The sequence below is a fragment of the Paraburkholderia sp. RL17-383-BIF-A genome (genome assembly GCF_046028015.1).
In the GTDB taxonomy this organism is placed as follows: Bacteria; Pseudomonadota; Gammaproteobacteria; order Burkholderiales; family Burkholderiaceae; genus Paraburkholderia.
In genome coordinates, this window is record NZ_JARESR010000002.1 from 23033 (window position 1) to 35363 (window position 12331).

A 12331-nucleotide genomic window follows, 5' to 3' on the forward strand; every position below is an offset into this window, starting at 1 on the left:
GAGCATTCATCATGTCAAACCGAACCCTTTACCAGAAGCTGGTCGACTCGCATGTCGTGACGCGTGTCGACGAACAGAACGTGCTGCTCTACGTCGATCTGCATCTGATGAACGAGTACACGAGCCCGCAGGCCTTCAGCGCGCTGGCCGAGAAAGCGCGGCGCGTACGCCGGCCGAAGCAGCAGCTTGCGGTGGTCAGCCACATCATTCCGACGCATGCTGAATCGCCCCGCGTGATCCGCGATGCCGCGTCGTCGCTGCTGGCGAACAACCTGGCGCGCAACTGCGCGGAGGCCGGCATCGCGTTGCACGCGGCGAACGATCCGCTGCAAGGTATCGAACATATCGTCGCGCCCGAGCGCGGGCTGGTCAGGCCGGGCATGGTCGTGCTGTGCGGCGACAGCCACACCACCACGTATGGCGCGCTCGGCGCGTTGGGTTTCGGCATCGGCACGTCGGAGGTCGAGCATGTGCTCGCCACCCAGACGCTGGTCTATCGCATCGCGCAGACCATGCGTATCACGATCGACGGCGTGTTGCCGTACGGCACTTCGTCGAAAGACCTGATTCTGTGGATCATCAGCCGCATCGGCGCACAGGGCGCGCGCGGCTATGCGGTGGAGTTCGCCGGCTCGACGACCGCGTCACTGTCGGCGGAAGCGCGCATGACGTTGTGCAACATGACAGTCGAAGCAGGCGCGCGTGCCGCGCTGATCGCACCCGACGCCACCACGTTCGACTATGTGCGGACCCATGCGACCTCGCTCGACGAGGCCGCATGGCGTGCCGCATTGGACGACTGGCGCGAACTGAAAACGGATCCCGGCGTGCACTTCGATATCGAACATCGATTCGACGCGCACGAGGTGGCGCCGTTCGTCACATGGGGCACGAGTCCCGACCAGGCCATTGCCGTCGACGAACGGATTCCCACCGCGTCCGCGCAGGCAACACCGGAAGCCGCCGCCGCGTTGCGCCGCGCGCTCGACTATGTCGGTCTCGATGCGGATCAGCCGATCGCGGGCACGCCGATCGATCGCGTGTTCATCGGCTCATGCACCAATGGACGCATCGAAGACCTGCGCGTCGTCGCATCGATCGCAGCAGGGCGGCACGTCGCGCAGGGCGTGCGAGCGATGGTCGTGCCCGGTTCGGGCAGCGTGCGCCGCCAGGCGGAAGCCGAAGGCATCGCGGCCACCTTGCGCGAGGCCGGTTTCGAATGGCGGGAGCCGGGCTGCTCGATGTGTCTTGCGATGAACGACGATTTTCTGGCGCCCGGCGAACGCTGTGCGTCCACCACCAACCGTAACTTCGAAGGTCGCCAGGGCCGTGGCGGCCGCACTCACCTGATGAGTCCGGCAATGGCCGCGGCGGCCGCCCTGACCGGGCGCATCACCGACGTTCGCACACTGGAGACGCAGCCATGATGACCCGACTCGCTGAAATCCATGGGAGCGCCGTGCCGTTGCCGATCGAAAACCTCGATACCGACCAGATCATGCCGAAGCAGTTTCTGCGCATCATCGACAAGGCCGGGCTCAAGGACGGCCTGCTCTACGATCTACGTTTCGACGCGCAAGGCGAGCCGCGTGCCGCTTGCGTGCTGAACCGGCCTGAGTATCGCCACGCGCGGATTCTGATCGGCGGCTCGAACTTCGGCTGCGGATCGAGCCGCGAGCACGCAGTGTGGGGGCTTCAGCAAGCCGGTTTCGAAGCGGTCATCGCGCCGAGCTTCGCGGAGATTTTCTATTCGAACGCGATGAACAACCGCTTGCTGCTCGTTCAACTGGAACGCGACGCGATCGACCTCCTGCTTCATGACGCGGCCACGCAACCCGCAGCGGCATTACATATCGATATCGCACGACAAACGGTGACGTCCGCCGCGGGGCGCGTGTTCGCGTTCCCGCTCGGCGCCCGTCATAAACGGATGGTGATGGAAGGCATGGACACCATCGATCTCACGCTCGCTTCATTGCACGATATCGAAGCATTCGAGCGGGATCACTTCGCACGGCATAGCTGGGCCGCCGTGTTGTAACGCCATGGCGGCATCTTCGCCGCCGATCAATCGAACCGCGCGTGACGGATTCCCCGCCAGAAGGGAAGGGACGCGCTTTGCCCGCAATAACGGAGGAGACATGAAACGCAAGCCGTTCTACAAGGTGCTGTATGTGCAGGTGATCGTGGCGATCGTCATCGGCGTGGTGTTCGGGCACTTTCTGCCCACGGACGCCGTGGCGATGAAGCCGCTCGGCGACGCCTTCATCAAGCTCGTGCGGATGATCATCGGCCCGGTGATTTTCTGCACGGTCGTGACCGGGATTGCCAGCATGCACGACATGCGCAAGGTCGGGCGCGTCGGCGGCAAAGCCCTGCTGTATTTCGAAGTGGTGTCGACATTCGCGCTGGCGATCGGATTGCTCGCCGCGCATGTGCTGAAACCGGGCGTCGGCTTCAATGTCGATCCCGCCACGCTCGATGCCGGCGCGATCGCGGGTTACGCCGCACAAGCCGCGCATGGTGATGGGCTCGCGGGCTTTTTCATGCACATCATTCCCGAGACGTTTGCCGGCGCTTTCACGCAGGGCGACATCCTGCCCGTGCTGCTGATCGCGATGCTGTTCGGCACCGCGCTCGCGGTGATGGGCGAACCCGCCAAACCGCTGATCGGCCTGATCGAATTGCTGTCGAAAACGTTCTTTCGTATCGTGCGCATGATTACCAGCCTCGCTCCAATCGGGGCGTTCGGCGCGATCGCGTTCACGATCGGCAAGTACGGCATCGTCTCTTTGCTGCCGATGCTGAAACTGATCGGCACGTTCTATCTGACCGCGTTTCTGTTCGTCTCGTGTGGTCTCGGCCTGATTGCCCGCGCATGCGGGTTCAGCTTGTGGCGCTTTGTCGTGTACATCAAGGACGAGTTGCTGATCGTGCTCGGCACGTCCACGTCCGAAGCGGCGTTGCCGCAACTGATGAACAAGCTCGAACGGCTCGGCTGCTCGCGCGGGATTGTCGGACTCGTGGTGCCGACCGGCTACTCGTTCAATCTCGACGGCACCAATATCTATATGACACTTGCGGTGCTGTTTCTCGCGCAGGCCACCAACACCCATTTGACGATCACTCAGGAAATCACGCTGCTGGCCGTGACGATGCTGACCTCCAAAGGGTCGACGGGCGTCACGGGGGCGGGTTTCATCACGCTGGCCGCGAGTCTTTCGGTGGTGCCGACCGTGCCGGTGACGGCCATGGTGTTGATACTCGGCATCGACCGCTTCATGTCCGAGTGCCGGGCGCTGACGAATACGATGGGTAACGGCGTGGCGTCGATCGTGATCGCGGCGTGGGAAGAGGAACTGGATCGCGACAGGCTCAGGGCGGCGTTGGCACGGCCGGCGGGCGCGGGCTCGGTGAGTGAGGCGAGTGCGACGGAAGGAGGTGCGATGGCCGCTGCCGTGCGGGAAAGGGACGCGCGTCGCTCGATATGATCATGCAGCTGCCGCCCGTGACAAACCATGAGTTCGATTCACGGCAGCCACGGCAACGCCTCACTTGAGCCGCGGCGCCGTCACTTCAACGCCGCCGCCTCGAACCGCTTCACCGCACCGACAACATCGCTGCGCAGTTGCCGCAACGCGGCCTGCTGCGCTTCGGGCGGCACGAGTCCTTGCCATAGCAGATCGCTCAGCGAGGTGGCGGTGGCTTCGATATCGACGGCTTTCTGTTTGCGCACCGCGTCCCACAGCACGTGTTCCATCGGGCCATATACGGCCGAGCGTAGCAGGCCGAGCGGCATATCCCCGCGAATATCGCCGCTCGCCACGCCTTCGGCGAGCACGTTCATCATCGGCGCCGTATAGCGGCGCTGCAGTTCGACGATCACGTCGCCGAACTTGTCGTCCTTCTCGCGCCCTTCGGAAAGAATGAGCGCGCACAAACCGGTGCCGTCGACGGTGAGCCGGTAGAGGTGCGTGCGCACGAGGTACGCGAACTTGTGGCGCGTGCCTGCGATCAGCGGCAATTCGCTTTCGACCTGGCTGATGATCTCGTCGTACCAATTGCCGAGCACGCGCACGCAGAGATCGCGCTTGCTGGCGAAGTACGTGAAGATCGTCGCCTCGGACACGCCGACACGCCCGGCGATCTCCGTCATGGTGGCCGACGCATAGCCGACTTCGGAAAAGACGAGCCGGGCCGCCTCCAGAATCGCCTTGAGTCGCTGTTCGGAGCGCGCCTGCACGGGCACGCGGCGGGAAAGGGCCGAGGTGGTCATCGAGAGAGATGGGCGGTACTGAGATTTGGTGAGTTGAGTCTAGCTCAAGAAATGCGGCCGTGCAAAGACTACCATAATGCAAATAAAATTAACCATCTAACGCAGCACAGGACAAAGACCTGAGCTAAACTCAACAAACATCGAAAGCGCAGCACATGGAGGAGACAGCCGAATGCCCGCAGCTTCGTCGAATACATCGCCGCCAGCGAGCGGCTACCGTTCAGTTTTCCGCGAAGGCCTTTTCGCCGGCAAAGTGATTATCGTCACCGGTGCGGGCAGTGGCTTAGGCCGATGCACGGCGCACGAACTCGCGTCGTTAGGGGCGACCCTGGCGCTGGTCGGCCGCAGCGAAGACAAGCTGAAAACGGTGCAAACCGAACTGGCCGAAGATCATCGTCACACCGCCGGCCACAAGATTTATTCCTGCGACATTCGCAACGAGCAACAGGTACGTGAAACGATCGCTTCGATCGTGGCAGACCTGCACCGCATAGACGGCCTCTTCAACTGCGCGGGTGGCCAATTCCCCGCAAAACTCGAAAAGATTTCCTTGAATGGCTGGGACGCGGTCGTGCGCAACAACCTGCACGGCACGTTTCTGATGTCCCGCGAGTGCTATACGCAATGGATGGAACATCACGGCGGCACGATCGTGAACATGCTGGCGGACATCTGGGGCGGCATGCCCGGCATGGGGCACTCGGGCGCGGCCCGCGCGGGTGTATGGAATTTCACCGAAACCGCCGCCTGTGAATGGGGGCACGCGGGGGTAAGAGTCAACGCCGTCGCACCGGGCTGGATAGCGTCGGCGGGCATGGACAGCTACAACGAAGACTACCAGGCGCTGCTGCGCACGCTCAAGCACAAGGTCCCGCTGCAGCGCTTCGGCACCGAATCCGAACTCGCCAGCGCGGCGGTGTTTCTGTTGTCGGAGGCCTCGGCGTTCATCAACGGCACGGCGATCCGCGTCGACGGCGGCGTGCCGAACGCTCGCCATTCATGGCCGCTTCCGCAAGCGGAGCGTACGATCGAATATAACGGCTTCCCGCGCTATCAACCGCCGGCCGGCTTGCAGGAGCAGACGCCATGAACCTCGACGGCCAGACCTACGAATCGCTGACGGCAAACTTCGCCTGGCAGATCCCGGCGCGCTACAACATCGGCGTCGACGTATGCGACAAATGGGCCGACGGCTCCGGCCGCCTCGCGCTGATCTACGAAGATTCCGAGGGCAACGCCACCCGCTATACGTTCGACCAGTTGAAGGTGCTGTCCGACCGCTTCGCCAATGCGTTGCTCGCAGCGGGCGCGCGGCGCGGCGACCGCATCGGCATCTTTCTGTCGCAGTCTGTCGAAACGGCGATCGCGCATCTCGCCGCCTACAAGGCCGGCATGGTAGCCGTGCCGCTGTTCGCGCTATTCGGCGTCGACGCGATCGAACACCGGCTCGGCGATAGCGGCGCGGTAGCGTTGATTACCGATCACGGAGGCATGTGCAAGGTCGACGAAATCCGCGCGGCGTTGCCTGCGCTACGCACTGTTTTCAGCGTGGATATCGCTGAAGACAATGGCGATCCGCAATCACCCGTGCGTTCGTTCTGGCACGCGCTGAACCACGCGAGCGCGGACTTGACGCCCGCCGTCACCGGCGCCGACGATCCCGCCGTCATCATCTATACCTCCGGCACGACCGGCAAACCGAAAGGCGCGTTGCACGGGCATCGCGTGTTGCTCGGTCATCTGCCCGGCGTGGAAATGTCGCAGCAGGGTTTTCCCGCGCACGCCACGCTGATGTGGACGCCCGCCGACTGGGCGTGGATCGGCGGCCTGTTCGACGTGCTGCTGCCGTCGTGGCATCACGGCGTGCCGGTATTGGCGCGCCGCTTTGCGAAATTCGACGGTCAGGCCGCTTTCGATCTGATGGCGCGTCACGCGGTCTCGCATACGTTTTTGCCGCCCACCGCGCTGAAGATGATGCGCGGCGTCGAACGTCCCGAGCGCTGGAATCTCGCGTTGCGTTCGGTGGCGAGCGGCGGCGAATCGCTCGGCGAGGAATTGATCGGCTGGGGCCGCAAGGCGCTGGGCGTCACCATCAACGAGTTCTATGGGCAGACGGAATGCAACGTCGTGGTGTCGTCGTGCGCGGCGCTGTTCGAGCCGTGCTTCGGCGCGATCGGCCGCGCGGTGCCGGGGCATCATGTTGCGATCGTCGATCTGGATGGCAACGAACTGCCGCCCGGTGCGATCGGCGATATCGCCGTAGCCGCGCCCGATCCGGTCATGTTTCTCGGCTACTGGGGCAACGAGGCGGCGACGCGCGAGAAATTCCGCGGCAAGTTTCTGGTGACCGGAGACCTGGGTACGCGCGACGCGGACGGCTTTATCCGTTTTGTCGGCCGTGGCGACGACGTGATCACGAGCGCGGGTTACCGGATCGGGCCGGCTTCGATCGAAGATTCGCTGCTGCGTCATCCGGCTGTTTCGATGGCGGCCGTGATCGGTGCGCCGGATCGCGAGCGCACGGAGATCGTCATGGCGTTCGTGGTGCTGAACCCCGGCTTTGTCGGCGACGCGGCGCTCGTGCGTGAGATACAGCAGCACGTCAAAACGCGTCTCGCCGCGCACGAATATCCGCGCGAGATTCGCTTTGTCGACAGCCTGCCGCTGACGGCGACCGGCAAGGTGATCCGCAAGGCGCTGCGCGAAGGACTCGGACAAGGCGCGGAGAATCCCGTGTCAAAACCCGAGCCGCGATGAGCACGCGCCAGCGTCAACCGGCGACGCGCGGCGGCAGGGCGCCGAGAGATTCGGGCGCGCAACTCGGCGCGGCGCCACTGGACCACACCGACCGGAGGCTCCTCGCGCTGCTCGCCGAAGACGCGACGCGTACTTATGCGGAACTCGGCAAACTGCTGTTTCTGTCGGCGCCCGCCGTCCACGAGCGCGCGAGGCGCTTGAAGAAAGAAGGCGTGATCAAGGCCACTGTCGCCGCACTCGATGCCGCCAAACTGAATCGTCCGTTACTCGCGTTCGTGCATGTCGATACGACGAGTTGGGCGGTGACGCGGCAACTACTGGCGTTGGAAGAACTGCCGGAAGTCGAGGAGATTCACACGGTGACGGGCGAGAGCGCCATGCTGCTCAAAGTCCGCACACGTAACACGCAATCGCTCGAACAGCTGCTTGCGCGCATTCACGCGATCGAAGGTTTTACCGGCACGCGCAGCTATATCGCGCTGACTACGTATCTGGAGCGCGGCCCGAGTCCGGCACTCTGAAGCACGATAAGCGATCGCTGCGTCTCAGTCATGCAGCGAGAGACCTTTCACCGCTTTGTCGACCGCCTTCTTCGGTCCGCGCACCGCAAGCCCGACGAGATCAGGCGCATCAGCGGGTTCGGCGCGGAACACTTCCCGGTTCGCCTGATCGTGACCGGTCGAGAACATCGCGCGTACATACACGGCACGCGTCAATTCACGTTCGATACCCTGACGAAGCGCGCGCTGCAAACCTGCGTTGTCCGCCTGGTACACCATCATCGGCTGGCCGAGCAGCCGCGCATGCCGACGGCCAGCCGCGTCCTCGTAAGGCTCGCCCATTGCCTCAGGCGCCGCGCCCGCGATTCCTGTTGCGAGAAACGCGGTCACATTGAGTTTTTGCCACACAGCGAGATCGTCCAGCACGATGATCGCGACTTTCGTATCGAATTCCATAACGCACGACGCTCCACAGCCGGGCGATGCAGGGTTGCTACAGCGCCCGTCGGTCAAGAAGGTATTCACACTCGAATCTTATGGAAACTCGAGCGCGTGTGCACGAGCGCAGAGCAAAAACGAATGGACTTCACCAGCCGCGCTTTTTCACGCGGTCCATGTCGGGTTTTGCCCTAATGCCATTCGGCAAACAGCGTTCGAAGTGCGCCGCGTGCTGCATTGCAACCTGAAGGGACGTCATGCTCATCGCCGTTTGCGCCGCCATTTGCGCCGCTATTACGTGCCGCAGGCGCATGCCGTCGACGCGCCCGCAACATAGGGCAAGTCCCTGGCGCGATTTAGCCGTGCATTACCACTCGCGTTGGCGGCCTCCTAAACTTGATTCAAACAGGAGGGGACACCGATGGCCAAACTCATTCACACGATGATCCGTGTGCACGATCTGCCGCGCTCGCTGCAGTTCTATCAAAGAGCTTTCAATCTGGACATATCGCACCGGCTCGACTTTCCGGACTTCACGCTCGTCTACTTGCGTAACGAGGAGGCCGACGCCGAAATAGAACTCACCTGGAATAAAGGCCGGGAGGAACCGTATTCGCACGGTGACGGCTACGGCCACGTTGCGTTCTGCGTCGACGATGCAAAGAGCGAACGGCAGCGTCTGCTCGACCTCGGCATGGCGCCCAACGATCTGCGCGAGTTTCACAACGACAACGGCGAGTTGCTGGCGCGCTACTTTTTCATTCAGGACCCTGACGGCTACAAGATCGAAGTGCTGGAACGCTACGGCCACTATCAATAGTCAAAGCAATCCAGGCGGCCGCCGCGTGGAGTTGCAGTACCCCACAGCAACCAGATTAGATGGGACCGAGTAAGTGCTTTGCACTCGCTCCGGTCGACAAAGGAGACAGACATGAAGACAACGATCATCCCGATCGTCGCGTCCGATCACGCACATCATGCGCATCATCACGGGCACGAGCATACTCACGAGCACCCCGGTGAGCATGGGGCGGCGAAGGCCGCCACCGCCGCCACCGCCGCCACCGCCGCATTGAGGATTCCGCTCACACGGCGCGAGCTATTGAAAGGCACCGGCGTGCTGATGGGCACGCTGGCGGCTTCCTCGGTGTTGTCGGCCTTCGCGCCGAGCCGCGCCTGGGCGCTCGAAATGCAAGGACTCGACACGCACCAGGGCGAAGTGATTCTGGCCTTCACGCGGCAGCTCTATCCGCACCCCACGCTCGACAACGCGGTCTACGCGCTGGTCGTCAAGGACCTCGACGCCAAAGCGAAAGCCGATCCGGCAGTGCGCCAGCAACTCGCCGATGGTGTCAAACAGCTCGACGCGCAAGCGGGTTCGGACTGGCTCAAACGCACGCCGTCGGACCAGGCGCAAGACGTCGCGGCGCTCGCGGGCACACCGTTCTTCAACACGATACGCGGCACCGCGGTGGTCTCGCTATACGCCAACACCATGGCGTATACGCACTTCGGCTACGGCGCTTCGGAAGGCGATGGCGGCTACCTGTACAAGGGCTTCAACAGTCTCTCGTGGCTGCCCAATCCGCCGGCCGCCGCCAGCGGCCCGATTCCGACGGATAGCTAACCGCTGCGACAGTCACCATCATGCATAGGACCGGAGTCATGCGCCAAGGGACTCGAGTAAGCGCTAAAGCGCCGACTCTGGCCGGCAGCCCAACTCGGGTCAATAGAGGAGACAGGACATGGATCAGGACAACAACAAGGTGCGTTTTTCGCACAATGACGACAAGGTCGTCGTGATTATCGGCTCGGGTGCCGGCGGCGGCACGCTTGCCAACGAACTGGCGCAGAAGGGTATCAACGTCGTCGTGCTGGAGGCGGGCAAGCTGCACACGCAAGGCGATTTCACAACCGACGAGTGGGGCTCGTTCCAGATGCTGTCCTGGCTCGATAAACGCACCACGTCGGGCACCTGGCGCATCGCCAAAGACTTTCCGAATCTCCCCGCCTGGATCTGCAAGACGGTGGGCGGCACGACCACGCACTGGGCCGGCGCGAGTCTGCGGATCAGGCCGCACGAGTTCAAGGCGAAGACGACGTACGGCGCTATCAAGGATGCCAATCTGCTCGACTGGCCGCTCACGCGCGAGGAACTCGATCCGTACTACGACCGCGCGCAGCAGAAGATGGGCATTACGCGCACCAACGGTCTGCCGGGCCTGCCAGGCAACAACAACTTCAAGGTGATGTCGGCCGGCGCGATGAAGGTCGGTTACAAGGACTGCAATACCGGGCACATGGCGATCAATAGCGTGGTGCGTGACGACCGCGCGCATTGCTTCCAGCGCGGCTTCTGTTTTCAGGGGTGTCGCACTGGCGCGAAGTGGTCGACGCTCTACACCGAATTGCCGCGCGCCCAGGCCACCGGCCATATGGAATTGCGCACACAGGCCCACGTGGTGCGCATTGAAACCGACGCGCGCGGTAGGGCGAAGGAGGTGCTCTACTACGACCGCAATGGCAAGCTGCAGCGGCAAAAGGCGCGCATCGTCGCGGTGGCCGGCAACTCGATCGAAACGCCGCGCCTGCTGCTGAATTCGCATTCGAGCAGGTTCCCGCAGGGTCTCGCGAACGGATCGGGGCAGGTGGGCCGCAACTACATGCGTCATACCACGGGCTCGGTGTACGCGGTGTTCAACGACAAGGTGGAAATGTTCAAGGGCACCACGATGGCCGGCATCATCGAGGACGAGGCGGCGTTCAATCCGCAGCGTGGCTTCGCAGGTGGCTATCACATGGAGACCGTGTCGCTCGGCCTGCCGTTTTATGCGGCCTTTCTCAATCCAGGCGCGTGGGGTCCGACCTTCACCCAGGCAATGGATCAATACGCGTACACGGCGGGTATGTGGATCGTCGGCGAGGATATGCCGCGCGAGAGCAATCGCGTGACCTTGAATACCGACGTGAAGGACCAGTACGGGCAGCCGGTCGCCAACGTGCATTTCGACGATCATCCGAACGACGAAGCGATGCGCGAGCACGCGTACAGGCAGGGCACCGCGGTGTACGAAGCGGCGGGTGCGAAGACGGTGTATCGCGTGCCGCCGTATCCGTCCACGCATAACCTCGGCACGGCCCGCATGAGCGCGCGCGCCGAAGACGGCGTGTGCAACCGGTTTGGGCAGACGCATGAAGTATCGAACCTGTTCATTTCGGACGGCAGCCAGTTCACCACCGGCGCGGCGGAAAATCCGACCATGACGATCGTGACGTTGGCGATCCGGCAGGCCGATCACATTGCGGCGCAGATGAACAAACGCGCGGTATAAGCGATCGACGGGGCAGGGCGGCGTTCGGGTTCGAGGCAATTGTCGAGCGGTGAATGCCGGCGTATGTTGACGAACGCGGGCGGCGTGCCGTGGCTGCATGAAGGGCGCCACGGCACGCCTGCCTGAAATCAGGGAGTAACGCCATGTGTAGGGTGTACATCAACGCCGATCCGATCCTGTACGAGTCGCGCACGCGCTCGCTGCGCATTCACGGCGTGATCACCACGGTCCGGCTGGAAAATCTGTTCTGGGACGTGCTGCACGAAATCGCCGCGCGCGAGAACATGACGACCAGTCAGTTCGCCGTGCAGCTGTACGACGAACTGATCGCGCTGCGGGGCGAGCTGCCGACTAACTTCGCGTCGTTCCTGCGCGTGTGCTGTTTGCGCTATCTGTCCATGCGCACGGAGAAGGACGTCGATGAACCCGGCGCGGTTCCCGGGCTGGCGGTTGCGGCTTCGGCTTCGGCTGTGGCGAGCGAAGCGAGGCCGCGAATTCTGAAGACAGTTTGAAGAGTAAGGGCGGCGCGAAGCCGCAGCGGATAGACAGGAAGCGCGCACCGGACCGCGTGCTAGGATGTTTCGCACATTCCGCACAACGTTGGAGACATGGATGCGTCCGGAGAATGCCGCCCGTTTCGATGAACAGTTCGCGCCTCGCATCGCCGAGGCCATTGCCGCCTGTTTCGCCACCACCGTGCATACCGAAGTGCTGCCTTACGGCGGCCACGGGCATCCCACCCGCGTGCGGATTCATGCCGCACCGATCGAGGACATGGGACTGTACCCCCATCCGTTGAATCTGTATCTGACCTGGGACAGCGACGAAATCGAGAGGCTGATGGGGGCCGAAGGGCCGTCGCGTTTTGCTGGTTATCTGGCCGCGCTGCCGCGCAAGCTCGCGGCCTGGAACCATGCGCGCGAACTGGACTTTCTCTCGCATACGCAGGCCGAGCCGGTCGCCCTGATCGGCGGACTCGACTTCGAGTCGTAAGCGGCGCGTGGCGCGCCGCTTCATCCACTCCACTC

Annotated in this window: 13 protein-coding genes; 11 read left to right on the forward strand and 2 right to left on the reverse strand. The window is 63.1% G+C overall.

Annotated elements, in window-relative coordinates; all coding sequences use genetic code 11:
* Positions 1-11: 11 nt before the first annotated feature.
* The 3 genes from leuC to P0D71_RS02355 all read left to right on the forward strand — a co-directional run bounded on the left by leuC (position 12) and on the right by P0D71_RS02355 (position 3491).
* Positions 12-1427, forward strand: a complete 1416-nt coding sequence (leuC, locus tag P0D71_RS02345) for a 3-isopropylmalate dehydratase large subunit (RefSeq protein WP_408479181.1) — start codon at positions 12-14, stop codon at positions 1425-1427.
* On the forward strand, positions 1427-2041 hold the full coding sequence (gene leuD, locus P0D71_RS02350; protein ID WP_408479313.1) for a 3-isopropylmalate dehydratase small subunit: 615 nt from the start codon (positions 1427-1429) through the stop codon (positions 2039-2041). Before leuC ends, leuD begins: the two co-directional genes overlap by 1 nt.
* Before the next feature lie 100 nt (positions 2042-2141).
* Positions 2142-3491: a dicarboxylate/amino acid:cation symporter gene (locus P0D71_RS02355; protein WP_408479182.1), complete on the forward strand. Its 1350-nt coding sequence runs from the start codon at positions 2142-2144 to the stop codon at positions 3489-3491.
* Between the two features lie 80 nt (positions 3492-3571).
* Here P0D71_RS02355 and P0D71_RS02360 read toward each other — a convergent pair whose 3' ends face one another.
* Positions 3572-4276, reverse strand: a complete 705-nt coding sequence (locus P0D71_RS02360; protein ID WP_408479183.1) for a TetR/AcrR family transcriptional regulator — start codon at positions 4274-4276, stop codon at positions 3572-3574.
* A 172-nt stretch (positions 4277-4448) separates the two neighbouring features.
* Here P0D71_RS02360 and P0D71_RS02365 point away from each other — a divergent pair, with 172 nt between their 5' ends.
* Genes P0D71_RS02365 through P0D71_RS02375 form a run of 3 tightly spaced genes read left to right on the forward strand, consistent with a single transcriptional unit; the run spans position 4449 to position 7554 of the window.
* Positions 4449-5366 carry an SDR family oxidoreductase gene (locus P0D71_RS02365; protein ID WP_408479184.1) on the forward strand — a complete coding sequence of 306 codons (918 nt, stop codon included), beginning with the start codon at positions 4449-4451 and terminating at the stop codon, positions 5364-5366.
* The gene (locus P0D71_RS02370; RefSeq protein ID WP_408479185.1) at positions 5363-7033 is read left to right on the forward strand and encodes an acyl-CoA synthetase; all 1671 of its coding nucleotides are present in this window, start codon (positions 5363-5365) and stop codon (positions 7031-7033) included. Before P0D71_RS02365 ends, P0D71_RS02370 begins: the two co-directional genes overlap by 4 nt.
* A complete protein-coding gene (locus tag P0D71_RS02375; protein ID WP_408479186.1) occupies positions 7030-7554 on the forward strand; it encodes an Lrp/AsnC family transcriptional regulator in 525 nt (174 codons plus the stop codon). Before P0D71_RS02370 ends, P0D71_RS02375 begins: the two co-directional genes overlap by 4 nt.
* Positions 7555-7578: 24 nt before the next feature.
* Here the strand turns inward: P0D71_RS02375 and P0D71_RS02380 are convergent, their stop codons facing one another.
* Positions 7579-7989 (reverse strand): DUF2000 family protein, encoded by a 411-nt coding sequence (locus P0D71_RS02380; protein WP_408185838.1) that lies wholly within the window; start codon positions 7987-7989, stop codon positions 7579-7581.
* Positions 7990-8392: 403 nt separating this feature from the next.
* Here P0D71_RS02380 and P0D71_RS02385 point away from each other — a divergent pair, with 403 nt between their 5' ends.
* The 5 genes from P0D71_RS02385 (at position 8393) to P0D71_RS02405 (ending at position 12296) form a co-directional block, all read left to right on the forward strand.
* Entirely contained in the window at positions 8393-8791 is a 399-nt protein-coding gene (locus P0D71_RS02385; protein ID WP_408347388.1) for a VOC family protein, read from the forward strand.
* Positions 8792-8902: 111 nt separating this feature from the next.
* Entirely contained in the window at positions 8903-9598 is a 696-nt protein-coding gene (locus tag P0D71_RS02390) for a twin-arginine translocation signal domain-containing protein (protein ID WP_408185840.1), read from the forward strand.
* Between the two features lie 118 nt (positions 9599-9716).
* Positions 9717-11303, forward strand: a complete 1587-nt coding sequence (locus P0D71_RS02395) for a GMC family oxidoreductase (protein WP_408479187.1) — start codon at positions 9717-9719, stop codon at positions 11301-11303.
* Positions 11304-11446: 143 nt separating this feature from the next.
* Positions 11447-11815, forward strand: coding sequence for a ribbon-helix-helix domain-containing protein (locus P0D71_RS02400; RefSeq protein WP_408479188.1), 369 nt, complete (start codon positions 11447-11449; stop codon positions 11813-11815).
* A 100-nt stretch (positions 11816-11915) separates the two neighbouring features.
* Positions 11916-12296, forward strand: coding sequence for a DUF5594 family protein (locus tag P0D71_RS02405; protein ID WP_408479189.1), 381 nt, complete (start codon positions 11916-11918; stop codon positions 12294-12296).
* The last annotated feature ends 35 nt before the right edge of the window (positions 12297-12331 follow it).